This window comes from Streptomyces sp. NPDC101194, assembly GCF_044767885.1.
Lineage (GTDB): Bacteria > Actinomycetota > Actinomycetes > Streptomycetales > Streptomycetaceae > Streptomyces.
The window spans coordinates 596,953-615,402 of record NZ_JBIWOS010000004.1; the positions used below are offsets into that span (position 1 = coordinate 596,953).

The following is an 18,450-nucleotide window of genomic DNA, read 5'->3' on the forward strand; positions in this document are numbered from 1 at the left end:
CGGCAGGTGCAGGCGCAACGGCACCCCGGCGCGAAGAGTGCGTACTCCGGGCCGGGGCGCCGGCCGATCACGCGGGCTGAGCGGCGCCGTCCTGCGCGAACCGTTCGTCGAGCACGAAGGCGGGATCGACCTGGGCAGCCAGATCGGCACCCGTCTTCTCGTTGCCCCAGCTCTCCGCGTTCTTCAGATGGAAGTGCACCATCTGTCGTGTGTAGCGCTCCCAGTCCCGTTGCTCGTACGAATCCTCCGCCGCGTTCTGCAGCGCCTGCAGGGCCATCCGGTTGTCCGCCTCCAGCAGTTCGAAACGGTCGGGCCTGCCCTTCTCCATCGCGCGTACCCAGTCGGAGTGCCCGACGCTGACCAGCAGGTCGTCCCCCACCTCGGCACGCAGGAAGTCCAGATCGTCCTCGCCCTGCACCTTGTTGCCGATGACCTTCAGTGCGACCCCGAAGTCCCGCGCGTACTCCTTGTACTGGCGGTAGACCGAGACACCCTTACGGGTGGGCTCCGCGACCAGGAAGGTCATGTCGAAGCGGGTGAACATCCCGGAGGCGAAGGAGTCCGAGCCCGCTGTCATGTCGACGACGACATAGTCGTCGGGGCCGTCGACGAGATGGTTGAGGCACAGCTCGACGGCTCCGACCTTGGAGTGGTAACAGGCCACACCCAGGTCCGACTCGGTGAACGGGCCGGTGGCCATCAGCCGGATCTCCCCGTCGTCGAGCCGGACCGCGCGGGCGCACGCGTCGTAGATCGGGTTGTCCTCGCGGACCCTCAGCAGTCGCGATCCCTCGCCGGGCGGAGTCGTTTTGATCATCGTCTCGGCGGAGGCGATACGGGGGTTGCTGCCGCGCAGATACTCCTTGATCAGCGGTAGCTGGGCCCCCATGGCGGGAAGTGCCGCGGCCTCCTGGTCATCGAGACCGAGTGCGGCGCCGAGGTGCTGGTTGATGTCGGCGTCCACCGCGACGACATGTGCTTCATTGGCGGCAAGGTGGCGGATGAAGAGCGAGGACAGCGTGGTCTTGCCGCTGCCGCCCTTCCCTACGAAAGCGATCTTCATGTTCACCTAGGGTAGCGGTGTAATTGCGGACTGCTGTCACACTTCGTGAAGATGGCCACTCCCGGGCGGTATCCGGGTGAGGGGCGCGTAGCCTCCCTACTTATGAGTACGACTGCCTCTGACCCACTGGCCACCCTGGGCGCTCTGCCAGGAGTCGCCGACGCGGTGGACTCCGTACGCAAGGCCGTCGACCGGGTCTACGGCCACCGCGTCATGCGGCGCCGCAGCAATGAGGTCACCGCGGAAGCGGCCCTGCGCGGCGCCCGTGGCTCGGCGGCGCTGTCCGGCGCCGACTGGAACCTGGAGGAGGTGCGTCGGCGCACCGATTTCAGCGGCGACGGCGAGGCGCATGTGATCGGGGCCGCCCTGAGGCTGACCGCCGAAGCGGGGCAACTCCTTTCCATCTGGCGGCAGTCGCCGCTGCGCGTCCTGGCACGGCTGCATCTGGTTGCGGCCGGAGGTGCGGAGCCCGAGGAGGCTGTCGGCCGGCCGCGGCTGGCGGGCGAACCCGTGGACGAGCCGCTGATCGAAGCGCCGCTGCCGGACGCCGACGAAGTGGCCGGGAGGCTGGAGGGGCTCTCCGGGTTGATCCTCTCGGGTACTGCGGCGCCCGCACTGGTGACGGCGGCGGTCGTGCACGGTGAACTACTGGCCCTGCGCCCCTTCGGCTCGTACAACGGCCTCGTTGCTCGGACCGCCGAGCGGATCGTGCTGATCGGGAGCGGGCTCGACCCGAAATCGATCTGCCCGGCCGAGGTGGGCCACGCCGAGCAGGGCCGTGCGGCGTACCTGGCGGCGTTCGACGGTTACCTCTCGGGGACGCCGACCGGGATGGCGGCCTGGATCGCGCACTGCGGGCGCGCCGTGGAGCTGGGTGTCAGGGAATCGACGGCAGTGTGCGAGGCGCTTCAGCGCGGCGCCGCCTGATGGCGCGGTGGATCGTCGAGGTGCCGCGATGGGGCGGGCCTGTGGTGCATGGGCTCCGTCGGCGTGGCTTCGCCGCCGGGACTCCGAGGTCCCGGCTCGGGTCCGTAACTCCATCGCGATAACTTCACCGAAGTAACTTCTCGGCCCCGTAAAAGGGTTGCGGCGGTACCGTCCTCGGTACCGCCGCTGGCATGTCTACCCAGTTACCATGCGTCCTCGATATGTGCCCATCAGGTCGGGGACTTTGCCCGTTCCCTGGTGCGGCTGGCCCGTAATCGACGGGTCGACGTCGCGTGGGTGCTCGGTTTTCATGCTCGGTCCGTGGGGCCTTCTCTGCGTTACAGGTAATCCTCTCGGATGTCCTTGGTCTCGCGGGCCGTTGAGTCCTTTGTACTCCAGCCCCGTGGTGAGCGGTAGTACTGGCCACACTTCTTTACTTTTAGGTTCAATTACGGGCGAGTCGGTCAAATGGACCCGGCGGATGAAAGGGGCCGATCGGCTGGGATGTTCGTTGGTCGGGCGGCTGGGGGAGGGGAGGGCGAGGAAGGGCGGGTCGGGGATGCGTTCGGAGCGTCGTTCGCCCCCCATGTCTCAGAGGGAGGGGGTGGTGGAGCGGCGGCGGGAGGTGTACCAGACGAGCCCCGCTGTGACGGCCGCCGCGCCCACTGCTGCCGCTGCGACCAGGGCGGGGCGCGGTGGCAGCGAGAACGAGGGCAGTCGTTGCTTGAGTCGGACCGGTCGGTCGAAGACGAGAATCGGCCACTCGCGAAGGGTTGCTTCGCGCCGCAGCGCACGGTCCGGGTTCACCGCGTGCGGGTGCCCGACCGACTCCAGCATCGGTACATCGGTCACGGAATCGCTGTAGGCGTAGCAGCGCGAGAGGTCGTATCCCTCCGAAACCGCGAGCGCCTTGATCGCCTCGGCCTTCGTCGGCCCGTACGCGTAGTACTCCACTTCACCGGTGAAGCAGCCGTCGTCGCCGACGACCATTCGAGTGGCGACGACTCGGTCGGCGCCCAGCAGCTCGCCGATCGGTTCGACGACCTCGGCGCCCGAGGTCGAGACGATCACCACGTCGCGTCCGGCGGTGTGGTGTTCCTCGATGAGCGTCGCTGCTTCGTCGTAGATGATCGGGTCGATCAGATCGTGCAGGGTCTCGGCGACGATTTCCTTCACTTGTCGGACGTTCCAGCCCTTGCAGAGCGCGGAGAGGTATTCCCGCATCCGCTCCATCTGGTCGTGATCTGCACCCCCGGCAAGGAACACGAACTGCGCGTACGCGGTGCGCAGTACAGCGCGGCGGTTGATCAGTCCGCCTTGGTAGAAGGACTTGCTGAAGGTCAGCGTCGAAGACTTCGCAATGACCGTCTTGTCCAGGTCGAAGAAGGCTGCTGTGCGCGGCAAGAAGCGGTTTTCCACAAGGCAGAGCATAGGGGGCCACCATTCGGCGTAAACTCTGGCGCGTGGGTTTGCCTGAGAAGGCTCTCGGGTACACCATGGAAGTCACGGATCGTTCGCGACCGTGCTAACCCGGTCCGGCTCCTCCCCCCCCGAGTCGGCCGTGGGGACGACCCCCGCTCTCCCCCCCGGCGGGGGTCGTCGCATGTCCGGACGCGTTTCTGCTGTTCGGAATCAAGCATTCTGCCTCCATTTCGGCCGTGACGGCCCACTTCTCGGCCCGCTCTCGCCATCATGGACCGTCACCGTGCGTAGCGGAAGGGGTGCTCTCCGGAAGTCGCCGGTATGGGCGACGGAGATATTCACAACGGCGGAGTTGTCCACAGTTTTCGAGCAAGATCCACACGATTTCCCGAAGCGCTGCACGGTGATTCCGGCCGCGAAGTCCGCGGGTCGTGGAATCGCCGATCTCGGAACGCGCCGAGATCATCGCGAACCACGATGAAGGTGCAGTGAGAAGGAGGGCGGAGATCGTGGCTGATTCCATCGCACGGGATCGTCTGCCGATCGCCGAAGTGCGGCGGGGTGGACCGCTGATCGTGACCGAGGATGTGGAACTTCTCGATGATCTGCTGAGGCTGTGTGCAGCCGCCGGCGCTGAACCGGAAGTTCATCATTCGCTGCCCGAACGCAGGGACGGCTGGGAGCGGGCGCCGATCGTTCTTGTGGGGGACGATGCCGCCCAGCGGTGCCGTGGAGCGGTGCGCAGGCGTGGCGTGATGCTGGTCGGCCGGGACCAGGACGTCCCGGATGTCTGGCGTCGCGCCGTGGAGATCGGGGCCGAGTATGTGCTGCGGCTGCCTGATTCGGAAGGCTGGCTCGTCGACCAGATCGCCAACGCGGCGGAAGGCGTGGGCCGGCCGGCGCTCACCGTCGGAGTGATCGGCGGACGGGGCGGTTCCGGCGCGTCCACGCTGGCCTGCGCCCTCGCGGTGAACGCAGCCCGGGCCGGGCTGCGGACCATGCTGATCGACGGCGACCCGCTCGGCGGGGGCATCGATGTGCTGCTGGGCGGAGAACGGGCCGAGGGAATGAGATGGCCGGATTTCGCCCATTCCAAGGGGCGAGTCGGCGGACACGCGCTGGAGGAGTCGCTGCCCTCATTGCACGGGCTGCGGGTGCTCAGCTGGGGCCGCGACGACTGGGTGGTCATCCCGCCCCGGGCCATGCAGGCCGTGCTGGCCGCCGCGCGCAGGCTCGGCGGGGTGGTGGTCGTCGACCTGCCGCGCCGGGTGGACGAATCGGTGGCCGAGGCCCTCTCGCAGCTGGATCTCGGGCTGTTGGTGGTCCCCGGGGAGCTTCGTGCGGTCGCGGCGGCGAAACGGGTGGCGTCGATGGCCGGGATGGTCCTGAGCGACCTTCGGGTGGTTGTCCGCGGCCCGTACGCCGCAGGCCTCGACGAGCGGTGGGTGGCGCAGGCGCTCGGCTTGCCGCTCGCCGGTGAACTCCCGGTCGACAGCGGGCTGCTGGCGGCCCAGGACGACGGCGCGCCGCCCGGCGGCCGTGCGCGTGACCCGCTGGCCAGATTCTGTACGGCGTTCTGGGAGCAAGCCCTCGTCCCGGAGGGTGCGGGCGGACGTGCCGGAGGAGGTGCGTCGTGACGGAGACGCTCCTGGACGCCGTACGGCAGCGGCTGGCGCAGAGCGGCACCGCCCCGACCCCGGCCGGGGTCGCGGCCGCGCTGCGAGCCCAGGGCCGACTGCTCGGCGATGCCGAAGTGCTGGGTGCGGCCGATGAGTTGCGTGGCGAGCTGGTCGGCACCGGGGTGTTGGAGCCGCTGCTGGCCGACCCGGCGGTGACGGATGTGCTGGTTTCCGCACCGGACCGGGTATGGGTGGACCGGGGCGGCGGGCTCGAACTCACCGGGGTGACCTTCCGGGATGCCGCAGCGGTGCGCAGGCTGGCGCAACGGCTGGCGGCCGTGGCGGGGCGGCGGCTGGACGATGCCCGGCCCTGGGTGGACGCTCGCCTGCCGGACGGCACCCGTATGCATGCCGTGCTGCCGCCGGTGTCCGTCGGCTCGACGTGCCTGTCGCTGCGGGTGGTGCGGCCCCGGGCCTTCTCACTGAAGGAGCTGGTCGCGGCGGGCACCGTGCCGCCCGGTGGCGACCGGGTGCTCGGGGCGCTGGTGGAGGCCCGGGTCTCGTATCTGATCAGTGGGGGGACGGGGGCCGGGAAGACGACCCTCCTGTCGAGCCTGCTGGGTGCCGTCGGGGAGCGTGAGCGGATCGTGCTCGCCGAGGACTCCGCGGAGCTGCGGCCGGATCACCCGCACGTGGTGCGCCTGGAGTCGCGCCCCGCCAACCAGGAGGGGGCGGGGCGCGTGACGCTTCGCGACCTCGTGCGGCAGGCATTGCGCATGCGGCCCGACCGGCTGGTGGTCGGAGAGGTCAGGGGCGCCGAGGTCACCGAGCTGCTGGCCGCTCTGAACACGGGCCACGAGGGCGGCTGCGGGACGGTTCACGCGAATGCTGCCGAGCACGTCCCGGCCCGCCTCGAGGCGCTGGGCACTGCGGCGGGGCTGGACCGGACGGCGCTTCACAGCCAGTTGGCGGCTGCGCTGTCGGTGGTGGTCCATCTCGTGCGGGATCGGACAGGACAGCGGCGGATCGCCGAGGTGCAGGTCCTGGAGCGTGATGCGGCCGGGCTGGTGGTGACCGTACCGGCGCTGAGCTGGGGTACGGACGGATTTGTGCGGGAGCGGGGTTGGGACCGGCTGTGGTCGCTGATCGGGGGTGCGCTGTGAGCGGCGGTACGACGACGGTGCTGTCGGAGAGCGCGCGTTGCGCGGCGGTCCTGTCCGTCGTGGTGGCGGCCTGGCTGGTGGTGGCGCAGGACCAGCGGCGACGGGGGGCCCGGGTGCTGTTCGTCGACGGGGTGGTCGAGTCTCCGTTGCGTGCGCGTTGGGAGCGGATCCGGGCAGAGGCCCGGCAACGGTTGCGCCGACGACGGGAGTGGCTCTGCCTGCCGGTGGCGCTGGCCGTCGCTGTACTGGGGAAGTCCGTGCTGCCGGTGCTGGCAGGGACGGTGGCGGTGCCGTTGATGGGGCGGTGGCTGCGGAGACGGGCGCTGACGCAGGAGCGGGAACGCAGGGCAGCTGGGGTGGTGTCGCTGTGCGGGGCCGTCGTGGGGGAGCTGCGGGCCGGGCGCGAGCCGGGGCAGGCCTTGCTCGTAGCCGTTCGCGGGACAGAGGTGATGGGGGCGGCGGAGGCCGGTGTGTCGGCTGCGGCACGGTTCGGTGGCGATGTGTCGGCGGCGCTCGGGCAGGCGGCGCGGGAGCCGGGGCTGGACGGGCTTGCCGGGATGGCGGCCTGCTGGCGGGTGGCGGTGGACGGCGGGGCCGGGCTCGCCGCGGGCCTGGACCGCCTGGAGGGCGCACTGAGGGCCGAACGGCGCAGGCGGGAGGAGTTGCGGGCCCAACTGGCGGGTGCCTGGTCGACGGTGGCCGTGCTGGCGCTGCTGCCGGTTTTGGGCCTGGGGCTGGGAGCGGCACTCGGGGCCGACCCGCTGAGGGTGCTGCTGCACACACCGGCCGGGCTCGTCTGTCTGGTGGTGGGCGGGGCGCTGGAGGCGGCCGGGCTCTGCTGGGCCGGCCGGATCGTACGGGCGGGGGAGGCGGCGTGAGTGCGGTCACCGGAGACATCGCCCACCGGGCGGCGGCTCTGTGGGCGGTCCTGTGCACGGTCACGTATCTGGCCCTGGCCCTCGCGGGACGGCGACGGAGGGGGACGGTACTGCGTCGGGGTGCGGCGCTGCTGTCGATCGGCTCGGAGCGGCGCCGACGCGGGTGGACGGTGCCCGGGGCGCGGGCGAAGGAATGGATCACGGCCCTGGGCGCCGTGGTGGCGGGCGTGATCCTGATCGGTGGCCTGTCGGGGTGCGTGATCGGGTTGGCAGGGGCATTCGGTGCCCGGCGGTGGCAGCGGACCCGGCGTAGGCGTGAACCGGAGGCCGGGGCGACGGAAGTGGCGGAGTTCGCACGCCAACTCCCGTTGGCGGCCGACCTCTTGGCAGCCTGCGTCTCTGCCGGAGCCGGACCGCGGGAGGCGGCGGAGGCGGTGGGGGAGTCGCTGGGCGGACCGGTCGGCGTGCGTCTGGCGCGTACGGCGGCGGAGATCAGGCTCGGTGGTGAACCTGCGGTGGCCTGGAGGCGGTTCGGAGACATACCGGGCGCCGGTGCGCTGGCCCGTTGCCTGGACCGGGCGGGATCGACCGGGGCTCCGGCGGCGGAGCCGGTGGCGAGGCTGGCCGAGGCGATGCGGGCCGAACGGGCGAGTGCGGCCGTGGCGCGTGCTCAGCGGGCCGGCGTGCTGATCACCGCACCGGTCGGACTCTGCTTTCTGCCCGCGTTCCTGGCGGTCGGGGTGGCTCCGGTGGTGATCGGCCTGGCGACCGGTCTGCTTCGCGCCAACTGAAAGAAAACTACCAATAAACATCAATTCCATATGAATTATGGATTTTCGCGGGGGTCGAGATGGTGCAACGAATCAGGGGCTGGGTGCGGAGCCTGGTCGGCCGAGTCCGGTCCGACAACGGAATGACGACATCCGAATATGCGGTGGGGACGATCGCGGCCTGTGCGTTCGCGGCGGTGCTCTACAAGGTGGTCACCAGCCAGCCGGTCATGTCCGCGCTGCAGTCACTGCTCAAGGATGCGCTCGATGCGAAGTTCTAGGAAAGGTTCCGGGGCGTGCGACGTGGGTTGCGGCTGTGCCGGGGACCGGGGTGCGGTGACGGCGGAGGCGGCCATCGCGGTTCCGGTGCTGGCGGTGTTCGCTCTTGCGCTGGTCTGGGCCCTGATGGCCGCCTCCGCCCAGATCCGGTGCGTGGACGCGGCGAGGGCCGGGGCGAGGGCGGCGGCCCGCTCGGAACCGGAGGCACAGGCGCTGGAAGTCACTCGTTCGGCGGCACCCGACGGGGCTGAGGTCGCGATGGAACGAGCAGGGGAGCTGTGGCGGGTACGGGTATCGGCACCGATGCCCGGACTCGGCCCGTTGGCCCTGACGCTGCATGCGGACGCGGCTGCGCTCGCCGAGGACACGGTGGGAGCGACGACGCAGTGACACGGAAGGGAGAGGGCGCTCGGAGGACCGTCAGCGGGTGGTCGCACAGGCAGGGGAGGTGCGACCGGGACCGGGCCCCGCACCGGGACCGAGGTCTCGCGACGGTGTGGGTGGCGATGACCACGGCGACGTTGTGCGCGGTGTTCGCCGTCGTGCTGGCGCTCGGGCAGGTGGTGGTCGCCCGGCACAGGGCCGGGGGAGCGGCGGACCTGGCAGCCCTGGCAGCGGCCGACCGGGCCCTGCAAGGGCCTGAGGCCGCATGCGCGGCGGCGGAGGAGGTCGCCGAGGCACAGGGGGCGGTGGTGGTTCTGTGCACGGTGCGTGGTGAGATCGCCGATGTGACGGCCGGCGTGCGCTTCGGGCCGTACGAGCCGACGGTCAGATCCCGGGCCGGCCCTCCGGTGGCCATTCACGATTCTCCGGAGCCGGTGCCTCCAGTGGCTCCGGAGGCAGCGGCCCCCCTGAAGAGGCAGGCCCCGCCGTCCTAGACGGTTCCGGTCGGCGAACCCCCGGAGTCCGGCGGAGCAGATCGGAGGAGTTCGCCGAGCAGGCGCACGGCGCCACGTTTGTGCAGCGGATCGTTGCCGTTGCCGCACTTGGGGGACTGGATACAGGACGGGCAGCCCGCCTCGCATTCGCAGGACGCGATGGCCTCGCGGGTGGCGGTCAGCCACGTACGGGCGGTGTGAAAGGCGCGCTCGGCGAAGCCGGCGCCACCCGGATGGCCGTCGTAGACGAAGACCGTGGGCAGCAGGGTGTCCGGGTGCAGCGGTACGGAGACACCACCGATGTCCCATCGGTCGCAGGTGGCGAAGAGCGGCAGCATCCCGATCGACGCGTGCTCCGCTGCATGCAGCGCGCCACCCAGGATCTCCGGGTTGACACGCGCGGCGTCGAGCTGGTCCTGGGTGACCGTCCACCACACGGCGCGCGTGCGCAGAGTGCGAGGCGGCAGATCCAGTTTGGTCTCGCCGAGGACCTCACCGGTGATCAGTTTGCGACGCAGGAAGGAGACGACCTGGTTGGTGACCTCCACGGAGCCGTAGCAGAGTCGCCCGTCGCCCCATGGGACCTCGGTGTCGGTCTCCAGCACGGCGATGGCGGTGGTGTCGCGGGCGGTCGTCGAGTACGGCGGGTCGGCTTCCTCCACCAGGGCCACGGAGTCCTCCAGATCCAGCTTCCGGACCAGATAGGTGCGGCCCTGGTGGAGATGGACGGCACCTTCGTGAACGGCGGTGTGTGCGGCCGATTCGTCCACGGTGCCCAGCAGCCGCCCGGTGCCTTCCTCGACGATCTGGACGGGGCGGCCGCCCTCGCCCCGGATGTCGGTGAGATCGGCGGCGCGCTCGCGGCGGGTCCAGTGCCAGCCCGATGTTCGTCTGCGCAGCAGCTTTGCAGCCTCCAACTGCGGCAGCAGTTCGGCCGTGGCCGGGCCGAAGAGCTCCAGATCGGGCTCGGTGAGCGGGAGCTCCGCAGCGGCGGCACACAGGTGCGGGGCGAGGACGTACGGGTTGTCCGGATCGAGCACCGTCGACTCCACGGGCTGCTGGAACAGCGCCTCGGGGTGATGGACGAGGAAGGTGTCCAGCGGGTCGTCGCGAGCCACCAGGACGGCCAGAGCGCCCTGGCCGGAGCGACCGGCGCGGCCGGCCTGCTGCCACAGCGACGCCCTGGTACCGGGATAGCCCGCGATGACGACGGCGTCCAGGCCGGAGACGTCGACGCCGAGCTCCAGGGCGGTGGTCGCGGCCAGGCCGAGCAGTCGGCCCGAGTGCAGGGCGCGCTCCAGGGCGCGGCGCTCCTCGGGGAGGTAGCCCCCTCGGTAGGCCGCGACCCGGGCGGGAAGGGAGCGGTCGACCTCGGCCAGGCGCTCCTTGGCGATGACGGAGATCAGCTCGGCGCCACGCCGGGAGCGTACGAAGGCGACCGAGCGGACGCCCTGAACGGTCAGATCGGTGAGGAGGTCGGCGGTCTCGGCGGTGGCGGTACGGCGGACGGGCGCGCCCTTCTCGCCGTGCAGTTCGGTCAGGGGCGGCTCCCACAGGGCGAAGACCAGTTCGCCGCGGGGCGAGGCGTCGTCGGCGACCTCCTGGACCGGGAGGCCGGTGAGGCGGCCGGCCGCGACGGAGGGCTCCGCCGCGGTGGCCGAGGCGAGGAGGAAGACCGGATTCGATCCGTAGCGGGCGCACAGGCGGCGAAGGCGGCGTACCACCTGGGCGACGTGGGAGCCGAAGACACCCCGGTAGGTGTGGCACTCGTCGATGACGACGAAGCGCAGGGCGCGCAGGAATGAGGACCAGCGTGGGTGGGACGGGAGTATTCCGCGATGCAGCATGTCAGGGTTGGTCAGCACGTAATTGGCGTACTGACGCACCCACTCGCGTTCCTCGACAGGGGTGTCGCCGTCGTAGACCGCGGGCCTGACGGAGTTGCCGAGGGGGGCGGCGAGTTCCTTCACCGCCCTCCTCTGATCGGCGGCCAGGGCTTTGGTGGGAGCGAGATACAGGGCGGTCGCGCCGCGGCCGTTCGGGGCCTCGGAGCCGTCGAGCAGGGCGGTGAGGACCGGGGCGAGATAGGCGAGCGACTTGCCGGACGCCGTGCCAGTGGCGATGATCACGGACTCGCCGTCCAGGGCGTGCTCGGCAGCGGCGGCCTGATGCGCCCAGGGGTGGTCGATTCCCGCATCCTGGATCGCGGCGATCACTTCTGGCCGGATGCGATCGGGCCAGATGGCATGGGTTCCCGTACGCGGGGGCAAGTGCTCCGTATGAGTGATGCGCGCGGACCGGCCCGCCGCTGCGGCGAGTCGGTCGAGGACCATGGCGGGAGAGGGGCGGGAGTCCCTGTTCCCGGCGGGTCGACTGGGGCGGTGATTCTTGGCCATCGGCACCGAGTGTGTCACTGGCGTGACGGACAATGGTCCCAAGGCGTCGTGCATGGCTGCTGGTAAGTGATTGAATGCCATCGCGGCTGGCGATCCGTCCCCCGGCTCCGCCGGGGAGACCGAGGGGCGACCGCTCGATAGCAAGGTGCTGGAGGATCCGTGGACCTGTCCTTGTCGACTCGCAATGTGTCCGGCCCTGGTGGCGACCGTACGGTCGTCGAGGTCGGTGGCGAGATTGATGTGTATACCGCGCCCAAGCTGCGCGAGCAGTTGGTCGAGTTGGTGAATGACGGCAGCTACCACCTGGTTGTCGACATGGAAGGCGTGGACTTCCTCGACTCCACCGGCCTCGGCGTGCTCGTGGGCGGCCTGAAGCGTGTCCGGGCCCATGAGGGCTCGTTGCGCCTGGTCTGCAACCAGGAGCGCATTCTCAAGATCTTCCGGATCACCGGTCTGACCAAGGTGTTCCCGATTCACACCACGGTCGACGAGGCCGTAGCGGCCACCGACTGACGTCCGGTCCGTGGCCGGTCCGCTCGTCGGATCGGCTGCAGACCGGTCCAGCCAGGCAGCCAGCCGGATGGTCGGTCGGCGGAGCGGTCAGTGGTCGGGAGCCGGAAGGGCGGCACCCCGGATCGGTCGAACGATCGTCCGGGTGGTTCGTCGGCGTTCCGTCGCTCGGCGGTCTGTCCGCCGTCTGGCGGCCGAGGGCCCGTCGGGCAGGATGCCGGCCGGTCGGTCGCCGGTTGTGCGGGGCCGCCGGGAGTGGGCTGACCGCCGGGTGGGATTCCCCGGCCGGTGGTCGACAGCTGTACGTCGGCGGGCCGTCTGCGCGGCGGTCGGTGACCAGCTCGGTCGGCCGACCGGCTCGTCGGTTCCGGAAGGGGACCGGAGCGAGACCGCCGGAAGGCCGGAAGGCCGAATGAAGACCGGGAAGAGACCGGAACAAGAGCCGGGGGCCGGGCAGCGTGCCCGGGTGCCCGGGGTGCACGCCCGTACGTCTGAAGGGGATCGCATGGCCACCGTTGAACTCCGCTTCAGTGCCCAGCCCGAACACGTCAGGACGGCCCGCCTCGTGGCGGCCGCCGTGGCGCGCCGGGCGGGTGTCGATGAAGCCGTGCTCGACGAGGTCAGACTCGCCGTCGGTGAAGCCTGCAGCCGCGCAGTCGGGCTGCATCGCAGTCATGGCATCACCGCTCCCATCTCCGTCGTTCTGACCGAGGAGGAGAAGTCCTTCTCCATCGAGGTCGGCGACGAGGTGCCCGGACCGGGCGCCGAGTCCGCTTCCGGTGGGCCCGCCGGAGCCTCCGCTGCACGCGGCGCCACGCCCGGCGTGGGGCTCGATGAGCCGGAACCCGAGACCGACGCCGATGGCGAGGACGAGATGGGTCTCGCGGTCATCAGCGGCCTCGTCGATGATGTGGAAGTCAGATCGGGAGTCAAGGGCGGAGTGATCCGTATGAGCTGGCCGAAGACGCCCGTGACCGTGCTTCCCTGAGGCGCACAGGCAGGCGCCGCAGGCGTGCATGTCTGTGGCGATCCCGCCGAATGCCTTCTCGGATCATTTCCTTGATCCGCCTTTCGAGGCCCTGCTGAGCAGGGCCTCTTTTTATTTCCGTCCGATCAATGATCTACGGAAAATGTGCCTGCCCCATTACTGTATTCGGGTCGATCCGCTGTCGCGATCATTTGTCGATCTGCCCGCGAAGGTCGATTACATTTACCGCGCACTGTTTTGATCAGCTTCCGCTCCCTACAATCCGTCCACGTCTTGAGCGCTGAGCGTCAAGGAGGACGTATGGCGGAGTTCTTCAACACCCCACTGGCAGGACTGACGCAAGATTCCGCATTTTTCGGTTCCGCACCTTCCGGTGTCGCACCCTTCGACCGACCCGTGTCGCTCGCCGACGCGGTGCTCACCGATGACAACCGCGTCATCGTGATCGTCATCGCGGTCGTCGCCGTGGCCGCGCTGGTCGTAGCCCGGCTCCTGGTGCGGCAGGTGCTGGCGGCCGGCGAGGGAACCGACCGCATGAAGGAGATCGCGGCCGCCGTCCAGGAAGGCGCGAATGCCTATCTGGCCCGGCAGCTGCGCACCGTGGGCGTCTTCGCGGTGGTGGTCTTCTGCCTGCTTCTGCTGCTTCCGGCCGACAACTGGTCGCAGCGTGCCGGCCGTTCTTTGTTCTTCCTGGTGGGTGCGCTTTTCTCGGCGGCCACCGGATACATCGGCATGCGACTCGCCGTACGGAGTAATGTCCGTGTGGCTGCTGCTGCGCGTGAGGCGACTCCCGCGGAAGGTGAACCCGAAAAGGATCTCACCGCTGTTTCGCACAGAGCGATGAAGATCGCTTTTCGTACCGGCGGTGTGGTCGGCATGATCACCGTAGGCCTCGGCCTGCTCGGGGCTTCCTGTGTCGTCCTCGTCTATGCCGCCGACGCGCCCAAGGTGTTGGAGGGCTTCGGCCTCGGTGCCGCGCTGATCGCCATGTTCATGAGGGTCGGCGGCGGCATCTTCACCAAGGCCGCGGACGTCGGCGCCGACCTGGTCGGCAAGGTGGAGCAGGGCATCCCGGAGGACGACCCGCGCAACGCCGCCACCATCGCCGACAACGTGGGCGACAACGTGGGTGACTGCGCGGGCATGGCGGCCGATCTCTTCGAGTCGTACGCCGTGACCCTCGTCGCCGCGCTCATCCTCGGCAAGGCCGCCTTCGGCGATTCCGGACTGGCCTTCCCCTTGATCGTCCCGGCGATCGGCGTGGTCACCGCGATGATCGGGATCTTCGCGGTCGCCCCGCGGCGTGCCGACCGCAGCGGAATGACCGCCATCAACCGCGGATTCTTCATTTCCGCCGTGATCTCGCTGGTTCTGGTGGCGGTGGCGGTCTTCGTCTATCTGCCGTCCTCGTACGCGGATCTGGACGGTGTCACCGACAGCGCCATCACCTCGCACAGCGGTGACCCGCGGGTCTTCGCCCTGGTGGCCGTTGCCATCGGCATCGTGCTGGCCGCTCTTATCCAGCAACTGACCGGCTACTTCACCGAGACCAACCGCCGTCCCGTCAGGGACATCGGCAAGTCGTCGCTGACCGGCCCGGCCACCGTCGTACTCGCCGGCATCTCGCTCGGTCTGGAGTCCGCCGTGTACACGGCGCTGCTGATCGGCCTGGGCGTCTACGGGGCGTTCCTGCTCGGCGGTACGTCGATCATGCTGGCGCTCTTCGCGGTGGCCCTCGCGGGGACCGGGCTGCTCACCACCGTCGGTGTCATCGTGGCCATGGACACCTTCGGCCCGGTTTCCGACAACGCGCAGGGCATCGCGGAGATGTCCGGTGACGTCACCGGAGCCGGTGCTCAGGTCCTGACCGACCTGGACGCCGTCGGCAACACCACCAAGGCCATCACCAAGGGCATCGCCATCGCCACCGCCGTCCTGGCGGCCTCGGCGCTGTTCGGCTCGTACCGGGACGCGATCGCCACCGCGGTCGGAGGCGTGGGGGCCAAGGCCGGGGAGATGACACTCAGCCTGGACATCTCGCAGCCCAACAATCTGGTGGGTCTGATCCTCGGCGCCGCGGTCGTCTTCCTCTTCTCCGGGCTGGCGATCAACGCGGTGTCCCGGTCCGCCGGGTCCGTGGTCTACGAGGTGCGGCGGCAGTTCCGCGAGCATCCCGGGATCATGGACCACAGCGAGAAGCCGGAGTACGGGCGGGTCGTCGACATCTGCACGAAGGACGCCCTGCGCGAGCTCGCCACGCCGGGCCTGCTCGCGGTCATGGCGCCGATCGCCGTCGGGTTCACGCTCGGTGTCGGGGCGCTCGGTTCGTATCTCGCGGGCGCCATCGGTACCGGCACGCTGATGGCGGTCTTCCTCGCCAACTCCGGCGGCGCGTGGGACAACGCCAAGAAGCTCGTCGAGGACGGTCATCATGGCGGCAAGGGCAGCGAGGCCCATGCCGCGACCGTCATCGGTGACACGGTCGGCGACCCGTTCAAGGACACGGCGGGGCCGGCGATCAACCCCTTGCTCAAGGTGATGAACCTGGTCGCGCTGCTCATCGCTCCGGCGGTGGTGCAGTTCAGCTACGGGCACGACGCGAGCGCCGGGGTGCGGGCACTCGTGGCGATGCTCGCCGTCGCCGTCATCGTCGGAGCTGTCTATGCCTCCAAGCGGCGCGGGATCGCCGTGGGGGACGAAGAGGGCCCGAGCGGTGGGGACGGGGGAGGAGGCAGGCCCGCCGAGTCGCCCGATCAGGCAGCCGTTTCGTGAAGCGGCGACGCGGGGAAGGCGGCGGTACTTGATCCGCCGTGACCCGACGTCCGGGCGGACGAGGCATCCTGATGCGTCGTCCGCCCGGTGGTGTGTCCGGCGGTCCGCCCGGCGGTCCCTCCGGGGGCAGCCCTGCCTGTCCGGCGGCGCACGCGGTTGTCCGCCCGATGGCGCACCGGGCGGTTCGCTCGGTTGTCCGCCCGGTCGATGCGCTCGTCCACGCACCTTCTCGTGCACCTGTTCCCATGTCCCGGGGGCTGCGCGGGTGAGTTGTATCTCCCTCATTTCGCTTGGTGCAAATGGCTGCAAATGGTCACTGATCGGATGCCCGGCACCCGGATGGAGTGCGCCCGACGTGTAAGTTCCGGGGCCGAGAGTCTTGGAAGGGACCGATCCGGTGAACAAGAAGCTTGCGGCCGCGCTGTCCGGCGGTGCGGTACTGGTACTTACGCTGTCGGGCTGCAGCAGCGACGACAAGAGCAACAAGGTGAACGACTGGGCCAAGACGGTCTGCGACCAGGTCAAGCCCCAACTGCAGAAGATCGCGAACGCCAACGCCGCCATCCAGCAGCAGACCGCCGACAACAGCAAGCCCGCCGACGTCCAGAGGACCGACTCGGCCGCCTTCCAGCAGATCTCGCAGGCGTACAAGGCACTCGGCGCGGCTGTCGACTCGGCGGGAGCGCCGCCGGTCGACGGCGGCGAGACCACGCAGAAGGAGGCCGTGAAGGAGCTCAACGCCTCCTCCGTGGCGTACGCGAACCTGCAGAAGAAGGTCGATGCCCTCGACACGAAGGACCAGGCGAAGTTCGCCGACGGCCTCAAGGGCATCGCGGACGAGCTGAACAAGATCAGCACCAGTGGTGACGAGGCGCTGAAGAAGCTTCAGTCCGGTGAGGTCGGCGCCGCGATGGCGAAGCAGCAGGGCTGCCAGAAGCCGACGGCCTCGGTGCCGCCGAACGCCGCCTCCCAGGAGTCGGAGTCCCCGTCGCCGTCCGCCCCGCCCAGCAAGAAGTCGTGACCGCCCGGTCGCGGCGGTCGTAGTCGACGCAGCCGCCGCACGCACGGCCCGGTACCCCCCGGCGGGTACCGGGCCGCTGCCGTTGTCCGTGCGAACGGCCACAATGGGTGGGTGAGTACGACCAGTCTCCCCGTGTCCGACCGTTCGCCCCGGCTCCGCGAAGCCCTGATCGCCGCCGCCTTCACCGCCGACGGGCTCCTCGACCTGCTCGGTGCGCCCGCCTACGCCGCGCTCGCCCGCAGCGAGACGGTTCCGGCGCTGCGTGCCATCCGGGGCGACTCCCCGCTCGACACCCTGGTGCGGCTCTTCCTGCTCCAGCACCCCGTCCCGTACGAGCGGGCCCGTGCCGCGCTCCCACTGGCCGAGTGCATCGAGGACGGCTGGGTGAGCCACACCGATGGCGAGGTTCGGGCCACGGTCGACGTACGACCGTACGGCGGGCCCGAGGGGCAGGACTGGTACATCGTCTCCGACCTGGGCTGCGCGGTCGGCGGCGCGGGCGGCATCGGTTCGCGGGAGGAGGGCGTGGTGCTCGGCGTCGGAGGGGCGTCCACGACACTTGCCGGGATCACCGTCCGTGCGCCTGTCGCCTCCGCGCTCGATGTCGGTGCGGGCTCCGGCATCCAGGCGCTGCACGCCTCGCAGCACGCCACCCGGGTCACGGCCACCGACCTCAACCCGCGCGCGCTGGATTTCACCCGACTGACGCTCGCCCTGTCCGGCGCCCCGGCGGCCGAGTTGCGTCTGGGGTCCCTGTACGAGCCGGTCGGCACGGAGACGTACGACCTGATCGTCTCCAACCCGCCGTTCGTCATCTCGCCCGGAGCCCGTCTCACCTACCGCGACGGCGGCATGGGCGGCGACGACCTGTGCCGGACCCTGGTACAGCAGTCGGGCGACCGGTTGAACGAAGGCGGATACGCCCACTTCCTCGCCAACTGGCAGCACGTCGAGGGCGAGGAGTGGCAGAGCCGGCTGAGTTCCTGGGTGCCGCACGGCTGCGACGCCTGGATCGTCCAGCGTGAGGTCCAGGATGTCACGCAGTACGCGGAGTTGTGGCTGCGCGACAGTGGCGACCACCGCACGGACCCCTCCGAGTACGCCGAGCGGTACGACGCCTGGCTGGACGAGTTCGAGGCCCGCAAGACCAAGGGTGTCGGCTTCGGCTGGATCACCCTGCGGAAGTCCGCCGCGGCAGCGGCCGGGAACCCCTCGGTCGTGATCGAGGAATGGCCGCACGCCGTGGAACAGCCGCTGGGACCGGCGGTCCAGGCCCACTTCGCCCGTCAGGACTATCTCCGTGAACAGGACGACGCGGCGCTCCTGACCGGGCATTTCACTCTCGCCGCCGAGGTCGTGCAGGAACAGGTCGGACTGCCGGGCGCGGAGGACCCCGAGCACGTGGTACTCCGTCAGAACCGCGGCATGCGGCGTGCGACGAAGGTCGATGCCGTCGGCGCGGGCTTCGCGGGAGTGTGCGACGGGACGCTGCCCGCGGGCCGGATCCTGGACGCGATCGCCCAGTTGATGAACGAGGACCCGGTGCTGCTGCGCGACCGCACCCCGCAGGCGATCCGGTTGCTGGTCGAGGAGGGCTTCCTGGAGCCGGTGGCACCGGTGAGCTGACGGCATCGATGGCCGGGGCGGCCGGTGGGCTGATGGCGAGGCAGTGCTCCCGGGGCCCGGCCCGGGGGCCGATCAGCACGGCTCCCGCTCCGGCTTCCTCTCCGGCTCCGGGCACGGTCGCCGGGGTCCGCCGACCGT

Annotated in this window: 17 protein-coding genes; 14 read left to right on the forward strand and 3 right to left on the reverse strand. The window is 70.0% G+C overall.

Translation table 11 applies throughout. The annotated features are described in order from the left end of the window. Window positions 1-67: 67 nt before the first annotated feature. Window positions 68-1,063 (reverse strand): ATP-binding protein, encoded by a 996-nt coding sequence (locus tag ACIRP2_RS19335; protein ID WP_404251728.1) that lies wholly within the window; start codon window positions 1,061-1,063, stop codon window positions 68-70. Window positions 1,064-1,165: 102 nt separating this feature from the next. Here ACIRP2_RS19335 and ACIRP2_RS19340 point away from each other — a divergent pair, with 102 nt between their 5' ends. Next, window positions 1,166-1,990: an oxidoreductase gene (locus ACIRP2_RS19340; RefSeq protein WP_404251730.1), complete on the forward strand. Its 825-nt coding sequence runs from the start codon at window positions 1,166-1,168 to the stop codon at window positions 1,988-1,990. A gap of 591 nt (window positions 1,991-2,581) precedes the next feature. Here ACIRP2_RS19340 and ACIRP2_RS19345 read toward each other — a convergent pair. After that, complete coding sequence (locus ACIRP2_RS19345; protein WP_404251732.1) at window positions 2,582-3,421, reverse strand: HAD family hydrolase; 840 nt, start codon at window positions 3,419-3,421, stop codon at window positions 2,582-2,584. A gap of 500 nt (window positions 3,422-3,921) precedes the next feature. Here ACIRP2_RS19345 and ssd point away from each other — a divergent pair, with 500 nt between their 5' ends. The 7 genes from ssd to ACIRP2_RS19380 are packed head-to-tail and all read left to right on the forward strand — an operon-like array spanning window position 3,922 to window position 8,999. Continuing rightward, on the forward strand, window positions 3,922-5,049 hold the full coding sequence (gene ssd, locus ACIRP2_RS19350) for a septum site-determining protein Ssd (RefSeq protein WP_404251734.1): 1,128 nt from the start codon (window positions 3,922-3,924) through the stop codon (window positions 5,047-5,049). Further along, window positions 5,046-6,194, forward strand: coding sequence for a TadA family conjugal transfer-associated ATPase (locus ACIRP2_RS19355; RefSeq protein WP_404251736.1), 1,149 nt, complete (start codon window positions 5,046-5,048; stop codon window positions 6,192-6,194). Before ssd ends, ACIRP2_RS19355 begins: the two co-directional genes overlap by 4 nt. Next, window positions 6,191-7,072, forward strand: a complete 882-nt coding sequence (locus ACIRP2_RS19360) for a type II secretion system F family protein (RefSeq protein ID WP_404251738.1) — start codon at window positions 6,191-6,193, stop codon at window positions 7,070-7,072. The genes ACIRP2_RS19355 and ACIRP2_RS19360 overlap by 4 nt, the downstream gene beginning before the upstream one ends. After that, the gene (locus ACIRP2_RS19365) at window positions 7,069-7,863 is read left to right on the forward strand and encodes a type II secretion system F family protein (protein WP_404251740.1); all 795 of its coding nucleotides are present in this window, start codon (window positions 7,069-7,071) and stop codon (window positions 7,861-7,863) included. The genes ACIRP2_RS19360 and ACIRP2_RS19365 overlap by 4 nt, the downstream gene beginning before the upstream one ends. A gap of 59 nt (window positions 7,864-7,922) precedes the next feature. Next, the gene (locus ACIRP2_RS19370; protein ID WP_351076989.1) at window positions 7,923-8,123 is read left to right on the forward strand and encodes a DUF4244 domain-containing protein; all 201 of its coding nucleotides are present in this window, start codon (window positions 7,923-7,925) and stop codon (window positions 8,121-8,123) included. Next, window positions 8,110-8,511: a TadE family type IV pilus minor pilin gene (locus ACIRP2_RS19375; RefSeq protein ID WP_404251742.1), complete on the forward strand. Its 402-nt coding sequence runs from the start codon at window positions 8,110-8,112 to the stop codon at window positions 8,509-8,511. Before ACIRP2_RS19370 ends, ACIRP2_RS19375 begins: the two co-directional genes overlap by 14 nt. Further along, window positions 8,508-8,999, forward strand: coding sequence for an Rv3654c family TadE-like protein (locus tag ACIRP2_RS19380; protein WP_404251744.1), 492 nt, complete (start codon window positions 8,508-8,510; stop codon window positions 8,997-8,999). Before ACIRP2_RS19375 ends, ACIRP2_RS19380 begins: the two co-directional genes overlap by 4 nt. On the opposite strand, the gene ACIRP2_RS19385 is transcribed toward ACIRP2_RS19380, so the two are convergent. Beyond that, a complete protein-coding gene (locus ACIRP2_RS19385) occupies window positions 8,996-11,476 on the reverse strand; it encodes a DEAD/DEAH box helicase (protein WP_404251746.1) in 2,481 nt (826 codons plus the stop codon). The genes ACIRP2_RS19380 and ACIRP2_RS19385 overlap by 4 nt on opposite strands. Window positions 11,477-11,554: 78 nt before the next feature. On the opposite strand from ACIRP2_RS19385, the gene ACIRP2_RS19390 reads away from it, so the two are divergent. From ACIRP2_RS19390 to ACIRP2_RS19415, 6 genes are all read left to right on the forward strand, one after another. Further along, the gene (locus ACIRP2_RS19390) at window positions 11,555-11,908 is read left to right on the forward strand and encodes an STAS domain-containing protein (protein ID WP_003967428.1); all 354 of its coding nucleotides are present in this window, start codon (window positions 11,555-11,557) and stop codon (window positions 11,906-11,908) included. A gap of 502 nt (window positions 11,909-12,410) precedes the next feature. Then, window positions 12,411-12,893: an ATP-binding protein gene (locus ACIRP2_RS19395; protein ID WP_404251748.1), complete on the forward strand. Its 483-nt coding sequence runs from the start codon at window positions 12,411-12,413 to the stop codon at window positions 12,891-12,893. 28 nt (window positions 12,894-12,921) lie between these two features. Continuing rightward, window positions 12,922-13,134 (forward strand): hypothetical protein, encoded by a 213-nt coding sequence (locus tag ACIRP2_RS19400; RefSeq protein ID WP_404251750.1) that lies wholly within the window; start codon window positions 12,922-12,924, stop codon window positions 13,132-13,134. Between the two features lie 59 nt (window positions 13,135-13,193). Further along, window positions 13,194-15,665, forward strand: a complete 2,472-nt coding sequence (locus ACIRP2_RS19405; protein WP_404251752.1) for a sodium-translocating pyrophosphatase — start codon at window positions 13,194-13,196, stop codon at window positions 15,663-15,665. A gap of 397 nt (window positions 15,666-16,062) precedes the next feature. Then, entirely contained in the window at window positions 16,063-16,686 is a 624-nt protein-coding gene (locus tag ACIRP2_RS19410) for a small secreted protein (protein WP_404251754.1), read from the forward strand. A gap of 111 nt (window positions 16,687-16,797) precedes the next feature. Beyond that, window positions 16,798-18,312, forward strand: a complete 1,515-nt coding sequence (locus ACIRP2_RS19415) for a methyltransferase (RefSeq protein WP_404251756.1) — start codon at window positions 16,798-16,800, stop codon at window positions 18,310-18,312. Window positions 18,313-18,450: the final 138 nt, after the last annotated feature.

Excerpts from the sequence above, each read along its gene's own strand:
- ACIRP2_RS19375 (WP_404251742.1), top strand. The coding sequence starts at position 8,110 with ATGCGAAGTTCTAGGAAAGGTTCCGGGGCGTGCGACGTGGGTTGCGGC.
- ACIRP2_RS19340 (WP_404251730.1), top strand. The coding sequence starts at position 1,166 with ATGAGTACGACTGCCTCTGACCCACTGGCCACCCTGGGCGCTCTGCCA.
- ACIRP2_RS19335 (WP_404251728.1), bottom strand. The coding sequence starts at position 1,063 with ATGAAGATCGCTTTCGTAGGGAAGGGCGGCAGCGGCAAGACCACGCTG.
- ACIRP2_RS19395 (WP_404251748.1), top strand. The coding sequence starts at position 12,411 with ATGGCCACCGTTGAACTCCGCTTCAGTGCCCAGCCCGAACACGTCAGG.
- ACIRP2_RS19370 (WP_351076989.1), top strand. The coding sequence starts at position 7,923 with ATGGTGCAACGAATCAGGGGCTGGGTGCGGAGCCTGGTCGGCCGAGTC.
- ACIRP2_RS19405 (WP_404251752.1), top strand. The coding sequence starts at position 13,194 with ATGGCGGAGTTCTTCAACACCCCACTGGCAGGACTGACGCAAGATTCC.
- ACIRP2_RS19385 (WP_404251746.1), bottom strand. The coding sequence starts at position 11,476 with ATGGCATTCAATCACTTACCAGCAGCCATGCACGACGCCTTGGGACCA.
- ACIRP2_RS19400 (WP_404251750.1), top strand. The coding sequence starts at position 12,922 with ATGTCTGTGGCGATCCCGCCGAATGCCTTCTCGGATCATTTCCTTGAT.
- ACIRP2_RS19345 (WP_404251732.1), bottom strand. The coding sequence starts at position 3,421 with ATGCTCTGCCTTGTGGAAAACCGCTTCTTGCCGCGCACAGCAGCCTTC.